Here is a 20233-nt window from a genome sequence, read left to right on the forward strand (position 1 = left end):
CTAATTATTCCCCTGTTTATCCAATGATATATTTCTTGTACCCCTTGGTATGGTTACACACAAACCGTCGATATCTTTTGTAATTTTTATTTGGCACCCAAGTCTTGATGTCTCTGTTAAGCCGAAGGCTAGATCTAACATATCGTTTTCCTCATCAGATATGGGATTATGCGTTTCTACAGCATCATAAAATTCTGGATCAACAATCACGTGGCATGTAGAACAAGCAAGAGAGCCTTCACATGCACCTTCAAGCAGATCTGGATCACTTCTGTGGGCTAAATTAAGCAGAGTTTCTCCCTCTGCAGCTTCATAGCTTTTCTTACTCCCATCAGGTAAAACAAAAGTAACAGATGGCATATTATTCCTATTAAAATCCTTACTAATTTCTCTGTATTCTACAGGTAATAACTAATATTTGCAAACTCTTTGCAATTCCAGTGCCTATTTTTTGTCATCCAAGTACCCCTTTCTTGTCATTCAAGTAGCCTCTTCTTATCATCCCAGTGCCCCCTTTCTTGTTATTCCAGCGCGTCACGCGCTGGAATCCAGGAAAGTTTGCTTGTAAGCAAGCAAACTAGCATAGAAAGTGGTTGTTAAAACACAACGTTTTCGATGAGATTATATGGAAAACTAGATTCCAGCGTCACGCGCTGGAATGACACCATTTTCGGTCTCTTAAATTGCTTTAGCTACAAACATTAAGAAATTTACCAAACGAAAAAAAAGGCAAAAGAAGCCCTGGTCATTGTCTATTTTCTGTATTGGCGTTTTTTAAAGTCTTAAACACTGCAATTTAGCTGCTTTTAAGTGCAACTAACCTTAGTTCAAATGTTTAAGAAATTTACTAAGCAGAAAAAAAGGCAAAAGAAATCCCGTGTTAGCTAGTTGTCACTCTCTAATCCTTCAAATTGGCGTACTATACTGTCTTAAATGACTTATAAGCGCGTTTCAGCTTGTGTAGGTAAAAACCTAGAAATATTGTGAAGACATAAGGTGCACATAGTGCAAAAAATTAAAAATAAGACGCCAACTACGTTGTTTTCTTGCTGTTTAATCTGCACAGATGAAGATAACTGAATACCTTCAGTTTCATGATAAGGGGGCTGGCGAAGTTTGTCAAGGAAGTTTTTTCGTTTCTACTGAATGACAGTTGTGACCTATGCAAGAAGTCTGTTGTAGTTTGTACGATATCTTTATAAAATGGTTCGCATAAGTTATCTAGCAGTGCAACTAAACAAATACAAAAATCAAAACGTCGCGGTTTTTGGTCTTGGTAAAACTGGTTTATCCGCCATTAACGCTCTAATAAAGAATGGTGCAAGAATATATGCATGGGATGATCATGAAGAGCAAATAGCAAATGCAAAAATGATGTATAAAAAATGTAATTTTATTCATCCCAAGGAATACAATTGGCATGAGATCAGTGCATTGGTTTTAAGCCCTGGAGTGCCAACAGAGCCACATTGGATAGTAAAACTTGCAAGAAGCTTTGATTGCAAAATAAAATCAGACATTGAGCTATTTCTTGAAGCTAAAACTACGAACCAGAAGGTAATAGGCATCACAGGAACAAATGGTAAATCAACCACTACATCACTAATAGGGCACATATTAAAATCTGCAGGGAAAAAAGTGGCTATTGGCGGAAATTTAGGTGTTCCTGTTTTGGATCTAGAAAGAGATGCAGAAATTTATGTAATTGAATTTTCCTCTTTTCAATTGGAGTTGATGAATGAAATTAACGTGGACATTTCAGCACTGTTCAATATTACACCAGATCACATAGATAGGCATGGAAGTATGGAGAACTACATAGCAACTAAATTAAAACTGATAAACGGTAGTGAGGTTGCCGTAATAGGATGTGACAATGAGATTACTGCTGACATATTCAACAAATTCACTGGAAACAAAATTCCAATCTCAGCTTCGATGTCATCCTCTTTGTCATTCCAGCCACTTCTTTTGTCATCCCAGTGCTTGGCTACTCGGATCCAGAAGATCTCGTTAAAACTAGAGAATCATAGCTTATCAGTAAGCGACGTGAAAATAAACCTAATATCCAATGCAGAAAACATAGCAGCCGCATATGCCGTATGTAAGCTACTTGGAGTAGATAGCAACACTATTATCAATGGAATCAAGTCCTTTTCAGGACTGAGGCATAGGAATGAACTGCTTGGCAAAATAAGAAATGTGTTTTTCGTGAACGATAGCAAAGCAACTAATGCAAAGTCGAGCGAAAAGGCGATCTTATCTTATGAAAACATAAATTGGATCGTTGGTGGAAGAAGCAAAAAAGGTGGAATAGAATCATTAAGCAAGCATTTCACGAGGATTAGAAAAGCTTTTCTTATTGGGGAATCAACCGAAGCCTTTGCAAACACTATGGAGAATAAAGTAGATTATGTTAGATGTTGCAATCTAGAAGATGCATTCAGATTGGCTTTTGAAGAGGCCTTAAATAGCGCAGAAGAAGTAACTATATTACTTTCTCCCGCGTGTGCTTCTTTTGATCAATGGAAAAATTTCGAGGAACGTGGTGAAGCATTTTGTAGAATGTTTGAAAATCTCAGGTACAATCATACATGCTGTTTAGTATAATGTTGCGTGGAACAAGATGAAATAAAGTTAATAATAGATAAGCTAATTAGGGTTATTCCATTTGAAGGGATAAGCGATGAAACCCTATTAAAAATTTGCACAGACCTTAATCTAGCTAATAGCTTTTGCAAATTTCAGAATGGAATATATAGCGCTTTGGAGCACATAGCAGAGGACTTAAATAGCTCAATGGAAGCTGAACTAAGAAATTCCAATTTAGAAGATATGAAAGTGCGAGAGCGGGTAAAGTTAGCTATTCAAATACGCCTTTCAAACTACGCTAAGCTACCGAATTATAGAGAACTTTTAAAAAATGTTTTATCATTCTCCGTATCACCAAAAAATACATATTTTTCTAGTAAACTTTTATACAGAACTATTAGTGCGATTTGGTATGGCATTCATGATCAATCAACAGATTTTAACTACTATACAAAAAGAGAAATATTAGCTGGAGTGTACTTAAGTACGATACTTTTTTTTATCAATGATTATTCAGAAGATTTTGCGGATACTTTATCGTTTCTTGATAACCGTATCAACAATGTCATGACATTTCAAAAATTCAAAACTCGCTTAAAAGGAATCATAGGAAATTTCTTATAAGCTTTTCATCATACTGGTTATTCATATTTATATTCTCTTGTTTTTTTTGATCTTTATGTTAAAATAACTAAATATTCATTAACGATAAAATGAAAGTTATTTATCATACCAATAGTGATATCAAGCCAGAAGAAAATACAAAACACGTGATAAACTTTTTTGGAGTACTTGGGTGTATTAAGGTTAATGCACTTGGTAAAGGTGCACCTAATGGGCAAGAAAGTAAGTTAGTTAAGCATTATTTTGACTATCCCTATTTCTCTAGAATTGTTAATCCAAGATTCTTTCAAGAAGAATTAAATGCTGAAGAAAAAAATTCAATAGGAGAATAATCTCACTATGGTTATGTTCTGCTATATTGTCCACTGCTTCTATTGTGTCGTTATACTTGGCATACCAGAATCAAAAATCAAAAAAGGTACTTACAGGGTTAGCTTTTGCATCAGTAGTGCTATCAATTTTGGCTACCATATGTTTTATCGTACTTTGCCTATGGATGCTTTTTGACTTTATTAAGAAGAGATTTGTAGTACACAGAATTAAAAGCTTTTTGGAAAATGAAGTCAGCCCTGAGTGGATAAAGCGTTATAAAAAAGAACTTATAGATAAAGATTAGAAAAGAGATGCAGAAGCTTGTGATCAAGAGTTGGAAAAAGATATAGAGGATATTATAGAGTTCCTCTTGGAAAGAAAGAAAATTGTAGCGCTATATGAATTTCTAACAAACGGTGAAAAGTTAGTTCAAGCTGGAATGGCAATGGTAAACATGTTACTTGTAAAAGGTGTGCATCCAAACAATATAATTTTGGATACTAACTCTCTTGGAGGAAGAATTGCAGCAGAAGTTTTAAAAAGATTTGAAAAACAAGGTATCTATTTAACATTAATTCATAGTAATTCTTGTAGCTCACTTAAGGATGCAACTAATAACTTTCCTCATGGGGTAGGGGATTTTTTCATGAGACGGCTTCCTGCAAAATTCTTGAATTTTTGGTTTAATCGTTACGGATTAGAATTTAATTCACGAGAGATTATAGAGAATACAAAATGTCCTGTATTGATTGTTGGTAGAAAAGGTGATACTGTAATTCCACAGGAAGCACAACTCGTCGGTAAACTCGACGATGATCAATCCACTAGCAAAACGTTCAGACAAAATATAGTGCTTGAACATGATCCTACAATACCTTGCGAGAGTAAGAATATTCATGCTGATCACAAAGAACATTTGATTTACCGTCAGGATAACGTTAATGCAACAAGATACGAAGAAAAGGAGAAGCAGTTTATCGAAAAAGCACATAAATATTTGTTGGAAGGTGAATTTAATGGAAATTTTAAGCTAAAAGACTACTGTAAAAGTAGTATCTCCGGAAGCTTGACGAAAATAGAACTGAAACCCATCAATGAAGAGTATATGCAAGTTTAAGTTAATAGAGAAAGAAAAATTATTCTTGCTATACCGTAGGTACGTTCCAAGATTATACTGAAGTTTTTATTGCACTCAAAACCTTCGTTTTTCCTAATCTCTAGAATTATCAATGCATCATCACTTAACCAGCCTGAGTGAGCTAGTCCATTCAACGTTGATTCAACTAGATTGCTATTGTAAGGTGGGTCTATAAAAACTACATCGCACTTTGAAATAGGTTGTGGCAATTTGTTAGCACTGCAACAAATTAGTGTGACATTGTTCGTAATTCCAAAATCTTCTGCTGTTTTTTTAGGCAGTTGCAAATTGTAATAATCTGAATCCACCATGAATGCATGTTTAGCGCCGCGAGAAAGTGCTTCAAATGAAAAAGAGCCACTTCCGCAGAATAAATCAAGTACATTCAAGTTATAAATAGGTTTTCTTGAGGAAAGTATACTAAATATTGCTTCTCGGACAACACTCATAGTTGGCCGTGCAGCTAAATGCTTACCTGTAGTTATTTTTCTTCCGCGATATTTGCCTGCAATGATGCGTAGCATACTAAATAAGCTCCAAAATAACTAATTATTTAATACTATATGATTAATGTCAATATGGCTTTAGCAGTTTAATAGAGAGAAGCTATCGAGTCGCTTGTAAGAAAAACACAAACACAAAACTCATCCGTTATTTTTTTCTGATTTACCTACTGCATTAATTGCTTGACCAATCTCATCTTGTAAACCACCATAATCATTTCTTTCATCATGATTTATCCCTTCAATTCTGCTTTCTAACTCCAGCTTAATTATAGTATTAATTTTATCTATGTTATCGAGAAAGCTTTTACATTCTTCATCACTATACTCTTCGCCAGATGCTTTTTTTTCTACAAATAGGTTTTTAAATCCTACTAAATCGGAATTCTGATCGGTATTCAGTACAACATTTCTCTCTACGAAGCTAAGATCTGATAGTAATAAACTAACCTCTAATAGATCTTCACTTTTAATGTTTGCAAGATTATCAAGATTGTCTAAAATATTAAACACCTTAAGCCTTTCTTGTGCAATCTCTTTGTCTTCCTTATCAAATTCAGACAATAAACTATGATTATCTACAAATTTCTCACTCAAAGCTTTATTTAATTTAGTGAGGTCGATATTGTTGTCTGGTGTGTTGTCTAATAGTAGATCTACTCTTGCCCTACGCGCATTTAAAATGTCATCGTAGTCATTTAACTTTATATTACCATCACCGTCTTGCTGCAGACCATAATAATTTAATCCTTTAAAGTTATGATTCTTCGTCATTATCACCCCTGTTATCAGCCCTTTCATTATTCTCACGTTCTGTATCTTCTCCAAAAAATAATGAGGTGTCATAATTTTCGCCTTCTCGATCTTTTTCTTTTTTTCTTCTAGCTCTTTCAGCACGTTTTTCTATAGCTTCCGGAGTATTAGTGTATTTTTCTGTGCCTAACTCTCGTGCTAATTCATTTGATTGATCAGACTTATTTTCCTTTAGTGGTTGATCAAGCTTGTCTTTTTCTGGTTCTCTCTTACGTCCGATAGTGTAATCATGAAGTTTTTCTAAGAAATCTCGCCTATGCGATTTTGCTCTACAGAGCAGATTACCTTGGTAACCATCTTTTTCTCCTGTACGGTGGCTAACTCCTATAGAATCAAGGCCATGCTCCCAAGTAAACTTCATAGCATCTTCTATTGTATAGCCCAAATGTGACCCTACATATCCTTTATAATAATCTAAATATTTACCAATCCTTCTATGTGTAATATCTTCTTTATCAACTCCAAACGCCCTGTAGATTTTTTCCTCGAGCTTATCAACATCATTTTCAGGTGATGTCACAAATTTTGTTGCTTCAATAGTAGCATCTACAAATTTACGTGGCACATCAATAGCGTATTTCAGCACTCCTCCAACTCTTGTTATCCTACCCAGTAGATTAGCTGTACCTCCGGCTAGTTGATTAGGGAGCCCAGTAGCAAATTTACCTAAGGCTTCTAACTTGCCACCAACTGCACCTTGCCACATATGCTTAGGTAGAGAAATAGCATCCATTAAGCTAATATCTTGCCCGCCTACTTTAAATGGCAGCTTAATTTGAGATAATATACCACCCCCTGCATACATGATAGATATATTGTAAACGCTGAATCCACCACCAGCTATACTTGAGCCCATTTGTTGTACGAACTCGCGTAAAGAGAACATTAAAAATGAAAGCAAGAATAATATAAAGATTTCCCCTGCATTGATTAAATAACCTCTCTGTATGTCTTGCACCCTTTGGTAATCACTATTTTCTCGATAGTTTTTATTTACCTTATAAAAATTCTGTGATTGGCAGCTCGCATCTTGTTTAATTATATCTTGCACTAAAGACCTTATTTTACTTTTTAGATCTAGTCTTATGATACCATTTCTATAATCATTTATCATCTTTCGATAATTGTTGCATTCGGTTCCATCTTGTGTAGATTGACAGTAGTGCTTTGTTATTTCACTATCCATACTACCTATCTTTTTTTCTATATCGTTGATTAACAATAGGATATCAGCCTTTTCTGACGCATGGGATAAACTATTTGTTAAGCGTACTAGATCTTTTGCACTACAGCCATTACTAACTATCATATCACTTTCCGCAATATAGTGGTCTGCTGGATTCTTTTTAGTACCAGGAATTGGGTTAAAGAAAGGGTAATCTATATAACGAAAACCTTTTGCAATGTAATCCGGTGGAAGAGGGATATACCCAGCACCGCCAGTAAATTTTATTGTACCACCTTCTCTGCTTATCTTTTCTATACCTTCTATGTTCTTATCTACGTTCAGCGGAGAAGCTTCTCCAATAGTGTAAGGTACGAAAATTTGCCCTGGGGTCCAACCAAAGTACTGCTTATCAATGATGCAAAAACCGCCAAACACCCATTTTGGAGCACATAACCTTACCTCGAACCATTTATTGTAGCATACAGTAAAACCTAACTGCCTATAAAAGGTATTCATTATAATGGAAGCCAGTAATGACAAGAGAGCAAATATCATAATCGACTGTAAACAAAAGCTGATGCAGAATTTTATCCAACCTTCAAACAGACTTTTCAGCGGTGAAAATAAAATAGAGATCAAGAACAATGGCATGATAGCTATAAGAAAAGCTATACCCATAAAGCCAGAGAGAAATATTATGTAAGCATATAAGCACAGCAAGAAATATAAAACTATCCCTATGAAAATTGCTGGTATCATAAGTAAGCTTGCCCACATTTGGTAATGTAAAAACGCTGCAAACTTTTTCCAAACAGAATAAGCAAAAAACTTATTGAACATGTCCTCCATGAAGCTAAACAACTTAGCTTCATTTCCTTGAGCAATACTTCCGGTGTTCATGTTGGGAGCAAAATTAGTAATTATACTTATCAGTTGTTCAAGACCTTTAACGAATAGAACGAGAAAATGATCATAGAAAAATCTAAAACTTCCAGGAGATATAAGCACTATTACTAGAGTGATTTTCATCATTCTGATGAGCATATCATGCTTAGTTTCTCGTATCATGCCAAAAAGATAAAGAAGCGATGAAATCATTACAAATAGAACAAGCAAGGAAAGAACAAAATTGTGAAAGCTCGTACTTTTTTCAGCTATATTTTCGAACATAGCTTGTGCAACTGCAGGATCATTGCTATTAAAATGTTCTTTGCAATTTTCGTTAATCAATAATACACATTTTAGATAGTTATAAATGTAATCAAAAAACCCAAAACTACTTGGCTGCTGCACTCCACCTAAGAACTCAAAAGAGTAGCCGCCTACATTATCTAGATAATATCTATCTAATATTTTTACATATATTTTCCATCCCTTTTTTAACTCCAACGCATTACAATTTTCATCCTTTAATTTTTTCTCGCCTTTTTTCAAAGTAAAAAGTCCATTGTTGCCCTCTGCTGTGGAGTTATAACCTAGATGTACAGTAGGAGATGAAGGATTACGCATTAACTTTAGATTGTCATTAGGGTCTTGATCTATAAATACTTTTTTACCATCAGCATCTATAATGGATCTTCTAAATAAAAGGTAAGCACCATGACCATTGGTAAACCAACATGGAGCACCACGTGATACTGTATTTGCGCTATCATCTTCATTAATGCACTTGCAATTTACAGTGCAACTTGCATTAGGCTTACTTGAAAATTTTTGTATGCTAGGTTTATAATCATTACAAACCATGTGAAAGTTAGGCAGACTGTTGTCACCTTCGCCTCTTTCAAATTTGGTTGCATATTTTAACTGCTCCAAGCTCTGCAAGTCATAACTGCCTTTAGATTCTTTCTTGTTATTATTACTCCAAGATGTCCATGCACCATTAACTCGCACTATTAAGCTATCTCCATTGGTTTCTAATCCAGTATCTTTCCACTTCACCACTTGGTTATGGTGGAAACCATAATTAATTTCTCCAGTTTCAGAGTCAATAACTTCTCCATCTTCTGGAATAAACGCATCGTGATCATTTGTAAAATGAGCGCTTACTGCAATAGGTTCAGGACCAAAATAATCGGCAGATATGCACCTTGGAAAAGGCATATCGTTCTTACTACAACCTGTGATCAGCACATAAGCTGCAAGAAGTAATACCCTAAACCAACATTTGCCTAAGCGTGATTGCATATCTAAACTTTTTCCAAATATAGAAATAAATTTCTAAAACTTTACTTAAAATATCTTTTTAATTAGTTACTCCATAACATCATTCATATCTTACTTCTCTCCATTTCCTTCCTTGTTTTTAGCTTTATCACTAGGATCACTTCTTATTGTTTCATCAGGATTTTTTTCCTTGCCTGATTGTTTTTTAGGTCTATCAGAATCATCACCCGTTGTTTTATCAGAACTTCCTTTAGAATCTTCTTTTTTGTTTGATTGATTTGGTATGCCAGGCAATCTAGCCTCAATTTTTCCCCGATCTTTACTCATTTTCTGCTTGATATTCTGTATCATACTTTGGGTCTTATCATCAAGGCCAACGGTTGACAGTATAGCTTGTGATGCGCTACCGGCAACTTTGCTAACACTTTGAGCAACTCCCCAACCAGAGCTGAATAGTGCTTGTGCCATAGTTTCTGATATAGAAACAAAAGCTTCCATTGCATTAGCAATAATTAAGTACATAAATGCTTGGATCAGATCTATGGGCAACGCTGCAAAGTGCCCACCAGCCCTTTCTCCGGTACTGAGTGCAACATCAACATTAGTGCCAGGACTGTATCCAAGAGGCAGTATTGATTTCATCAAGCACAGATCATACGATAAGAAATTTACGCTAATTAAACATTGATAGCATGCAGAAAAATTTGTGAGATTGTATAGAACTGAATACATCAACTGATTTAAAAGAGATAAAGATGAAAATAAAATAACTGGTTGTACTGCAACGTGAGCCAGCGTTTTTATCCAGTTATCAAACAAGGGTTTAGTCTGTTGAAATAAAATAAACACGATAAACAAAGGTGTTAATGACAGTAAAAACGCTACTAGAACAGTAGATATTACATATTTAAACGTAGCGCTAATAATGCATTTTAAAAACGCAAAAGTAGCGTAGAGTATTGCCAAAAATGCAATAAAGCCAAAAGGACCAGAGAGCATCAACGATAAAAACTTTAACCAAGTTTCTGCTGTGAATAATACTCCTGCTGTCAAGTCTAAGAATGCAAATTTTCTCTCCCCTTCCCCTATATAGCCAGAAAAGCTATCAACTAAATAAGTGCTACCATCTATAAAAAGTCTGGATAAAGTTGTACCAAAAAGTTCCCAGCTTCTATCGCTAAAGGCAAAAGCTATAAATGCTATCTTGAACATTCTTACAATGAAATCAAATTTACTTAGCTGTATTGTTCCAAGCATATAGCCAACGACAGTAAATATAACGTATAGAGTAAGCAAAGCTCTTACTCCTTGAAGAAGACCTCTTGCATATCCTTTGTATGAATCTTTAACGCTGTCCCCAATTACTTCTTCTTTTATAAGTTTAAGTACCCCGTTTACATTCGATGAAATAAAATCATTAATTTTTCTTTTGACAAATAAAGTTACTGTGTACTTATTATTTTCATAATATTTGCCATTTTTATCTGTAATGTCATCTTTCTCTACGTTGCTTACATCAATACCAAAATATATCTTCTTAGATTCTTCGTTCTGAAAGTGTTTTCCGCTTATTACATCTAATATGGTGTACTCATCTTTTCCGTTTACTCTCACTCCTACCACTTTGAAATCATTAGTTCCCACACTATGAAAATCTTTAGGTGGCTCATCACCTAAATATACATATAATTTTTCGCCATTAATGTATTCACATGATCTAGTCACTTTAACATGGTACCCACCCCTATTAGCTCCATAATGAACATAATCTGCAATGGCAAGCATCACACTGCTACCAGGTGTTACACTTCCTATTGGATAGTCATGATTTAATTTCAAGGAAAAATGTTCAAAATCATCACTAATTTTTGAACACACATTATCCTCTTTTGCACCCTTTTCCTCTGGAAGACATTGAATACCTTTAGCAGTATCTTGATCACCAAGATCGCCAACTTTTGCAACAAGAGCTTCGGCCCAGGAAATATCTTCTTCAGTGTTTGATGCAAAATCAATAATGTTAATCTGCTTGGGATCCCCTTTATTTTTCTTAATCTTTTCAAGTCTATCTTCAACCTCTTTAAGGTGAGGATACATATCACATTCGCCGTTTTTACTATCATATTTGTTGTATCTTATAGAAGAGACGCAACTCCCCGGACGACTTATACCCTCTTTAGTATAGCACACATTCTGATAGTAACAGTTAAGCTCATAAGAGCTGTACTTTTTTATCTCGTTAAGATCGCAGTTTCTCCCGTTACATAATTCATTCAATCCTATCTTAGTTCGTCGTAAATCTAATAACGCACCATTCATCCATGGCTTTTCTGTTTGCTCGTCAATATATCCGAAGTTAAAATGCACCTTATTATCATATGAAGTGTATCCATTGCCAACCAGCACTTTTCTTTTTTTCATGTTCTTTTTGCTAAGCTGAGGAAATTCTACTTTAGTCCTTTTACCATTGTCCCCACAAAAGAACGTTCCTCCATTGAGCATGTCTTTTATTGTAGCTTTTTTATCTCCTTCTTGAGTGTTATAACAATTGTCATCAAAGCTGATTCCCTTCCCTCCTGGATTATCATAATCAATTGTCATCTCTCTTGGAACTAAGCTGAAGCTTAACTTATCACCTGGATTTACTTTAATTCCAGTGTCCACATAACGTCTCTTACTATATGATTGACCGTTTCCGAACCCTATGTCTTTACACACTTCTTGTTCATTAACACCATAATCGTTAGGTACACTATTAATATTTACAGCTTTACTATAAGCTGGTTCTGAACCATCAGCACAAAATACAGCAGGCACAAGTACTTTCCTTGGATTTTTGTCTTCTTTAAAAGGGCAAAAATTTACTGATCCATCGAGGGTGAATTTGATTTCCTTACCCTCACTAATTACCTGACCAGAATCAACCCAATGAATTTTAACTCTTTCATCTGCTTTATGAACTGGAACATCCACATTAACTCTGGTGTTTCTGCTCTGTAACCCAGGCTCAACACAATCCATAGTACAACCAGTGATTGCAAAACACAGTATCAATAATAGTGATCTTTTACTTATCATTATGAGCCCCCTGGTATCTTAGGTCCTTGAGGTTCTTGAGCCCTTTGCGGTATTTGAGGTCTTGACGCACCTGACTGTTGAGAAGTACCTCCTCCTCCTCCTCTTCCGCCTTCTGCTCCTCTTCTTTGAACGGTTTGTTCATCTAACCCTACTGTTCCCATTAAGCTTTGTTGATATTCTTTTCCAGGTTCGTTTTGCACATAAGCACCAAACAACGAGTCAGATATTGCCGAAGAAGCTTTAACTAAAGCTTTCATAGCGTGTCCCAAAATAACAAAAGCCATCATAGCGGTAATATTAGGTGTATATTTGGAAGCATAACCATAGAAGATACAAGGGTTAAAAATCTTTAGGTTAATACTAAGTATACACGTAGAGCAGACTTCAAAATCAAATACTGAATATATGATATAATCCATAACCTGACTTATCAGTGATATAAAAATTAAAAGCACTACTGGATGAATCGCAAATCTTGCTAAATTTTTAACCCAGTTGTGAAACATCTGCCTAGTATACGCAAATAAAAGACAAATAATAAAAATAGGTGCTAAAGAAAGCAATAACGCAACTATTGCTATAGATGTAATAAAAGAAAATAAGGCATTAAAAATAGATAAGCTCACTGTGATTAAACCCCAAATCACCAAGCAAAAAGATACAATGCCCAAAGGGCCAGAAAATATAAGAGATACTATTAACAATACTGAATGCGATGACAGAAATCTATTTAACGGCAAATCAAGAAACTCAAAAACATTTGAAGTAGTGCCTCTGAAATTTGCTATTTCTATTAACTGTTTTGGGGTGTTAATAAAAATAGAAAATGCATTATTATAAAAAAAATTCCAACTGTTGTCCTGCAGCAGCTGGGTAATAACTCCTATCTTTACGCATATAATTAGAAACTCATATATAGAAATATGAGTTAATCCAAAAAAGTAGTAAAGGGTATATAAGATTATGTATAATACTAACAGTGATATTATCATAGATCTAATGGTGTTTGTTTTGCTTGATTTTACAAAACTTTCGTAAAGATGCTTTACAGGACTAGTATCAGAGTGAATCGCGTTGGAGTCTTTATAGCTGGAACCAAAAAATGCAGTTTTTACTTTTTCGTCAAAAAAATTATAGATTGCACTAAAAGTTCTTGTAGGTGGCTCTTTAGTTGTTAGGTTAATGCTAAACTGACCTTCATTTTTGTAATCGCAGCCATGGTCTCTTATTCCGTAATATATGGTGCCTGTTTTGTCTTTTAACTTTTCTTTTAAGCCTTCCATGTACTCAGTATCATGAACTTGGCTAATATCCACAGATATATCTCCCTGGGTTTCATCAGGGTTATGCTCAGGAAGTTTGTCAGAGACGCGTATATACAAGTTATTTTTTAGGCTATGGTTCTTTGTTACTCTTATGTTGAAACCACCCTTGCCAGTACCATCACCTAACGTAAAAATTAATCCTGAGTTTATTGCATGGCTATCACTTATCTCGTGATTACAACTAGTACATATACCATCATCTTGCGCATTTTTAAACTTTACACCATCCATATAAACACTTAAGTGTTGAACATAAGTTTCTATTTCTGCATTCTTTAAAATGTCACTAATAGCCTCACCAACAGATTCTTTACTAACAGACTTTAAAGCACTTGTAATGGATTTAACCAGATTGCGTTTTGTAGCATTCTGTGCAAGACTAGACAAACAAAGCTTTTCTCCACGATTATCAAGAAAGCATGCATATTTACAGGTTAGGTCTAAGATATATGTATCTATCTTGCTTGCTTGATTACTTGAAAGCGAGCTGCAGTCTATATCTTTTCCTTGTTGTTTTATAGAATTGACAATATCTTCGATCTCCTTTCTTCTTTTATCTTGATCTGATCTTGAAAAATCTGGACTCTGATATTCTTTTCCATTTTGATGCAGCCAGTATTCATTGCTTCGTATGTACTTATTAGAACATATTCCATCCTGACATCCTTCTCGATTTAAAACATGTGCAAAATACTCCTCTTCTTTCTCGCTGCACTTTTCATCAATTTTCACGTACCTGATTTTTGTATCATCCTCTTTATCTTGACACACTTTACTTCCAATAACACTAAAGCTTATAAAATCACCAGCTTTAAGTGCAAATGGTAATGTAACGTCATTTCTCCCAGGCCCAATTGCAAAATCTGCATACTGCTTAGGACAAAAATTAACCTTACTAGGCACTATATTAATCTCTGTTACGCTTCTTATCCCATCTGAGATGTAAACACCAGAATCAACCCACTTCTGCTCTGTTGACACTATATCTAGTTTTTCACGCAAACCTGATAAATTTTCTGGCTTAATACAGTGATCCTCCCCGCATCCAGACAATAAAAAAAGCACCACAAAACTTATGCATAGCTTACCCAAGTTTTGGTTACTTAAACGTTTAAGCATCTGTTACTTACCTTAACTAGCATCACCGCCACCTTAGTTAATCTTTTCGCTGGAACCTTTACCACTATCTCCACCTCCTCCACCAGTACCTCTTGCCTTCTTGACAGCCGCAGCAGCAGCTTGACCAACACCTCCAGCAGCAGCTTTGGCAGCAGATAAAGCTTTGCCCACCATTTGTCCAGGTGTACTACCAGAACCGAGTAATGCTCTATGGTTACCAGCAAGTTCAGCAGCCATGTTAGGAAGAATGTTTAAAAAGTGGTAAAAGAGGAATAACACTAGACACAACTTTAATAACTCTCCGATGAGAGAGCTGCCAAACTCCATGTATGTAAAGTCGAATAGACCAAGTATGCTGCTCTTTTTAAAGCTATAATTTTGCATCATACATGCAAGAGTAGTTTCATTTTTATCACATTCCCCATCTTTCAATTTAAACCACTGTTTTTTCTTACTATATGAGATTTCTGCTTGTTTCTTTTCATATGACTTGTCCGGTTGTTCATTTTTATATGACTCGTCCAGTTCAAAATTTAAATTTTTAAAATAGATTTTATCACATGCTATGAACATAAAGGACAAAAACGCAAAAAGGATAACCGTGTATAAGCTATAGGTAATCAACTCTTTCACCCAGCCGTCAAAATATCCTTTGGTGTGTTGGAATAAAACCATAGGAATAAACAAAGGTGATAGAATAACAATTACACTTAAAGCAACTAGAGATAAAATAAATACATAGCACAGCCACAAAATAACCATCATCATCAGAACGGCCATAAATATACAGACAAGAGCTACTAAAATTTGTCCACCAGCGAAAATAATACCAATCACCGAACTTGCAACTAACAAGACAGGAGCAGCACCAAGCAAGACTGCTAACGTTGCAACACCTCCAGTACCAATTTTGCCACCAATTCCATCTAAAGGGGCACCTAAATAAAATAAAATTCTACAATCAAGCCTATCCCAAGGTGCAAGATAACTGTAAGATACCTTCTTTCCTGCACGAGTATATTCATAATCTGTACCTGCTTTATAATTACATATGCCTTTACTTTCAGATGACGCTTTTAGCACTATCTCTGACAAACCATTTGAGAGACGAGTTAATTCCCCATAATAATGAGACATGGTACTGCCTGTTGTGAAGTAAATCACTAAAGCGAATTTAATAATCAACATGTACATTTCTTGTGGGCTGCGAACTCCACCAGACATAGCTTTTATAGAGAACAGTATTAAAGCTAAAACCAAAACAACAGTTACAGTGTTTTTCAACCTCTTTTGTGCTACAGATAAGAAACTGCCCTTGTTATGTCCATCTTTATCTTTAAGTGGGCTGCCACTTGAATCAATACCTGCAACTAAATTATCTAACGATTCCTTAATGCATTGCACTATCATAGAAGTCACGGGAATAGGAGCTAATGATTTACTCCCTGCCTGGTTATAGCAAGCTTTAGAGACATACGAGCTAAAACAGCCAGCATTATCATAACCTACAAAAAATTTCCCCCCTTGTCCGTTGAGTCCTTTTTCTTTAGATCTGATAGTAGTTTTATAGTCATCATTATTACCAATAGAAACTTTTTCCTCTCCTGTACCATCTTTATTTTTGAATGTCATCATAGATTTTTCACACATAGGAGCAAGTGGGTCAGGTGGCAATTCCGTGCACCCCATATCAACCCCTTGCGGCCAAGTAGTCATTTCGATACCAAGCATGCTCACACTTCCCAGCTCCACACACAACCTGCCCATTTTTCTTACTGCTTTAAATGTTGACCCATGTATGGTTTCGCTTTGCCCAGCTTTAAGAACTTTACATTTCATCTCACCATCGACCGTCGGGGACCATGACCCATCTACATATCCAGTATCTTTTTCCCTTACATCAAAGTCTATGTATCCAGGTTTTTCTCTGGAATCAAAGTCTTTCTTGTTAAAAAGATTACCAAAAGTTAAAGGATTTCGATGACATATTTCTATATATTCACTGTATTGCACACCGTTTTTTGGCCAGTAATAACTTTCTGTACTCTCCTGAACGTTGAAATTCAAGGCTTCTTTTTCTGCTCTTTTCCCGTCATAGTCTTTTTTGTTCACGTCTTCCCGAGCTTTATCTTGCAAACAAGAAAAATATTCATCTTCTGTTTGGTAATTTTTATTGGTGCAGCCACTATAACCTGTGTCTTCTTTAAAATTTTTGTATTTTCCATCATGACCACGTGCAACTGGGTGTTTAATAAAACTATGTTCACAAACAACAAGCCCCCCTATTGCTTTCCAGACTCCAACAATTGCAGCTATCATTCCAACAATAACAAAAGCAGTAAATAAACCAGCAGAAGAGACGCTCAAAACAATGCCAGTAAATATTACACCAACAGCAATCTCTATTCCAGCAAGTGCTGCAGCTGTTTTAAACGCCCCACAATCAGGGTTAGAGGCACGGCTAAAGTTGCCAGTAGAATTAAATCTACTAACAAATTCTGTCTTGTCAGTACCACTTACTTCATCTGCAAGTACTGGATATGAGAGTAAAAAGTCTATATTTAGTAAAAATATTGCAATTAATAGCAATGACAGCTTAGTCTTAAACATTTTTCACCTTCTGATAAAATATAGGCAACCATACTTTTGGGTTATCCCCAACTTCTTTTAATATATCATGTAACAGTATGACACTTTCTGCACGTCCAGATAATACGTTGATTATATCATCTAAGTCTTTTAAGTCTATTCTAGCTACCACAGCATTGACTCCTTGTTTCACCAAAAAGAATCTAGTACTTGGATCTGTGTGTTTAATTAATATATACTCACGTTCAGTTAACATAAAAACATCCCGATAGACACTAGTAGCTTTCAGATTTGGTAAAAAAATCTGTGTCGCTGTTTGTTGTACAAGCGTATCGCTAATAGCACTTTTACTTGCATCCTCAACACTCTGAGTAGCAAAAATCACAAAAGCATTTAGTTTTCTCAGTACCTTCAACCAGTCTTTTATCTTGGGTGCAAAAACTGGATTATCTATTAATGCCCATGCCTCATCAAGAATGATAATAGATGGAGTGCCATCAAGAGATATACTAATCCTATGAAATAAATAAATCAATACTGGTCCAAGGGCAACAGGATCTTTGAGCAAGCTAGCCATCTCAAAACCAAATACTCTTGCTCGTGAAAAATCTAGCAAATCTTCTTTATTGTCAAATATTGCAGCATGAGAACCATTATCATGCCACATAGATATTGCCCCAGCTAGAGTATCAGGACCTGCAAGTCCTAAAAACGGTACAAGGTTTCTCAAGAACCTGTCTTCTTTTCTTAATTTAAAATTTCCTTCAATTGCATCATTAATTCGTGCAATATCTTCTGAAGTAAATTTATCATTATATACCGAAATTAAAGACTTTATCCACTCCATTAAAAATGTTCTATTATCAGAGGTGTCATAAAGTTGCAAAGGATTAAAATTTGTTTTAGTTCTTGGTTCTATTACAGTATAGATACCACCAAGTGCTCTTAAGAAAATCTCTGCACCGCGATCTTTGTCAAAAAAGAATATCCTTGGAGAAAATTTTATCGCTTGAGCACATAAGAAATTCATTAAAACAGTTTTACCAGCACCAGTTGGGCCAATTATCATAGTGTGTCCAACATCCCTTATATGAAAGTTGAAAAAAAATGGAGTACCAGATGTCGTGTCGAAAACTGTAACGGCATCTCCCCAGTGGTTATTGAATTTATTACCAGTAGGATAATTATGTTGAGATGCAAATCCAGCCAAATTAAGACTACTTATTGTAGCTTTTCTCACTATATAATCGAAATTACCAGGAATTTGCGCCCAAAATGCTGGTTCAAGGTTAACTCTCTCACGGACAGGGTAAACACCGCAATTAGAAAGCTCTGATTCTACCAACGACAGAGCGTTATCCAATGATTTAGGACTTTTTTCTATACATAAAATAGTCAGGTGATGTTGACCAAATGCAATCTTACCACTCATTGCGTCATCAAGCGCTTGAGAAATTTCTGCTATTTGAGAAATAGCTTTATCTGCAGACTGTATCATTCGATTTTGCTGTATCTGCATTTTTCCAATCGCCATTTGCCTGTTTATAAATTGAAAAGATTGCGTAATTATAAACTCGTAAGGAAGTTGTAAAAACGAATCAAGCATTCCTGCAGAAGTATGATTTCCATATTCTTTGATACTAACTACTCCAGCATATTTACTCTCATTATGAGTCACAACCTGTATCATCTTACGGCCAAAGAATAACCTATGTACTGGTAAGTATCTTGATATTTCAGTTCTTAGCGGAAAAAGCGTATTTGTAACGAAGCCACAATTTACGATTCTAGATAGAAACTCCATTATTTCGCAGAACAAACCATCTGGAGTTTCTTTTACTCCAAGAATTTTAGGCGAATAATTTCTAAGGCTTGTCACTACACGATTTGTCGTTTCCTCTAAATCTTCATACGTAGCACGCATATCACTTTCCCAAGCATGTTTTGAAGTTACATGTCCGAATTTTTTTAGTAGATATGACAAAAATTCTACTCCTTTTGTGTCTGCTCTACGGATAATCGTAATGTATAGGTCATTAATAAATGATTGCCTTGTTGCGTGTTTTTCTCTCCATTTTAGATTTACATGATTAGCGAAAAAATTCGGCAAACCTTGACTTGCAAATTCATCAGAAAAAATATTTTTTTTACGTCTGATAGTATGAAAATACAAACTAAATGCCGGAGATGAAATGCTTCTGAGCATCTGATTCCTGATATTATTTTGTATTACTAAATCCTCGTCATCGGCGGTTTCAAATGCAAAGCCACTTAATTTTATAACCTTAACCAACCAATTTTCTTTTGTCATCAAGGTTGTGCTATTCCAATAGCAAGAATAAGGAATAAATTCAGCAGCGTGAACTTCCCTGCTCAGAGTAGATTTACTCTTTGATTGAATAGCCCTAAACCTCAGCATCACACAACATTAAGCAATATCATAAGAATTGGCTCCATGATAAAAACGATTTAAACATTTCGAGCACTTTCCTAATTTTACCATAAATAATTCAATAAACAAAGGTTCTTTTGCAGAAGCTATATAGCCAAGTCCATGTATACCTGGTAACATTAAGAGAATCACTCTCAAATCATTTGAATTAATGAAAATTAGCAGGCAAATCAGGACGTTTAATATTGCAAACATATAACTCACACCAAAGAGCATTGCAGGTCTTGTAAGACCTTTAAATAATTGATCTGTTTGTATACTACCTGTGGACATATCTTTAACCTTCTAATAATAGCTCTAACACTAATACTATATCATTATATTAAAAATCCATTGAAACTAGTAGCACTTTAA

Annotated in this window: 14 protein-coding genes; 5 read left to right on the forward strand and 9 right to left on the reverse strand. The window is 35.3% G+C overall.

Annotation, left to right across the window (positions count from 1 at the left end; genetic code table 11):
* Positions 1–360: a ferredoxin family 2Fe-2S iron-sulfur cluster binding protein gene (locus tag AAGD91_RS05695; RefSeq protein WP_064125547.1), complete on the reverse strand. Its 360-nt coding sequence runs from the start codon at positions 358–360 to the stop codon at positions 1–3.
* An 843-nt stretch (positions 361–1203) separates the two neighbouring features.
* On the opposite strand from AAGD91_RS05695, the gene murD reads away from it, so the two are divergent.
* From murD to AAGD91_RS05720, 5 genes are all read left to right on the forward strand, one after another.
* Entirely contained in the window at positions 1204–2610 is a 1407-nt protein-coding gene (gene murD / locus AAGD91_RS05700; RefSeq protein WP_341820933.1) for a UDP-N-acetylmuramoyl-L-alanine--D-glutamate ligase, read from the forward strand.
* Between the two features lie 6 nt (positions 2611–2616).
* Complete coding sequence (locus tag AAGD91_RS05705; protein ID WP_341820934.1) at positions 2617–3216, forward strand: COQ9 family protein; 600 nt, start codon at positions 2617–2619, stop codon at positions 3214–3216.
* An 89-nt stretch (positions 3217–3305) separates the two neighbouring features.
* Positions 3306–3548, forward strand: a complete 243-nt coding sequence (locus AAGD91_RS05710; protein WP_341820935.1) for a hypothetical protein — start codon at positions 3306–3308, stop codon at positions 3546–3548.
* Between the two features lie 44 nt (positions 3549–3592).
* Positions 3593–3832: a hypothetical protein gene (locus tag AAGD91_RS05715; RefSeq protein ID WP_341820936.1), complete on the forward strand. Its 240-nt coding sequence runs from the start codon at positions 3593–3595 to the stop codon at positions 3830–3832.
* Between the two features lie 30 nt (positions 3833–3862).
* Complete coding sequence (locus AAGD91_RS05720) at positions 3863–4645, forward strand: hypothetical protein (RefSeq protein WP_341820937.1); 783 nt, start codon at positions 3863–3865, stop codon at positions 4643–4645.
* On the opposite strand, the gene rsmD is transcribed toward AAGD91_RS05720, so the two are convergent.
* The 8 genes from rsmD to AAGD91_RS05760 all read right to left on the reverse strand — a co-directional run bounded on the left by rsmD (position 4642) and on the right by AAGD91_RS05760 (position 20152).
* Positions 4642–5190 (reverse strand): 16S rRNA (guanine(966)-N(2))-methyltransferase RsmD, encoded by a 549-nt coding sequence (gene rsmD, locus AAGD91_RS05725; protein ID WP_253309159.1) that lies wholly within the window; start codon positions 5188–5190, stop codon positions 4642–4644. The two genes, AAGD91_RS05720 and rsmD, sit on opposite strands and share 4 nt — an antisense overlap.
* Before the next feature lie 120 nt (positions 5191–5310).
* A complete protein-coding gene (locus AAGD91_RS05730) occupies positions 5311–5943 on the reverse strand; it encodes a hypothetical protein (RefSeq protein ID WP_264731533.1) in 633 nt (210 codons plus the stop codon).
* Positions 5927–9337 carry a type IV secretion system protein gene (locus AAGD91_RS05735; RefSeq protein WP_341820938.1) on the reverse strand — a complete coding sequence of 1137 codons (3411 nt, stop codon included), beginning with the start codon at positions 9335–9337 and terminating at the stop codon, positions 5927–5929. Before AAGD91_RS05735 ends, AAGD91_RS05730 begins: the two co-directional genes overlap by 17 nt.
* Before the next feature lie 90 nt (positions 9338–9427).
* Entirely contained in the window at positions 9428–12394 is a 2967-nt protein-coding gene (locus AAGD91_RS05740; protein ID WP_341820939.1) for a type IV secretion system protein, read from the reverse strand.
* Positions 12394–14838, reverse strand: coding sequence for a type IV secretion system protein (locus tag AAGD91_RS05745; RefSeq protein WP_341820940.1), 2445 nt, complete (start codon positions 14836–14838; stop codon positions 12394–12396). Before AAGD91_RS05745 ends, AAGD91_RS05740 begins: the two co-directional genes overlap by 1 nt.
* A 33-nt stretch (positions 14839–14871) precedes the next feature.
* Positions 14872–17448: a type IV secretion system protein gene (locus AAGD91_RS05750; RefSeq protein ID WP_341820941.1), complete on the reverse strand. Its 2577-nt coding sequence runs from the start codon at positions 17446–17448 to the stop codon at positions 14872–14874.
* Positions 17441–19846, reverse strand: coding sequence for a VirB4 family type IV secretion/conjugal transfer ATPase (locus tag AAGD91_RS05755; RefSeq protein WP_341821522.1), 2406 nt, complete (start codon positions 19844–19846; stop codon positions 17441–17443). The genes AAGD91_RS05750 and AAGD91_RS05755 overlap by 8 nt, the downstream gene beginning before the upstream one ends.
* A gap of 9 nt (positions 19847–19855) precedes the next feature.
* Positions 19856–20152, reverse strand: a complete 297-nt coding sequence (locus AAGD91_RS05760) for a type IV secretion system protein VirB3 (protein ID WP_253307377.1) — start codon at positions 20150–20152, stop codon at positions 19856–19858.
* Positions 20153–20233 lie beyond the last annotated feature (81 nt).

Origin of the sequence: Wolbachia endosymbiont (group A) of Myopa testacea, assembly GCF_964027115.1 — a bacterium.
GTDB lineage: Bacteria > Pseudomonadota > Alphaproteobacteria > Rickettsiales > Anaplasmataceae > Wolbachia.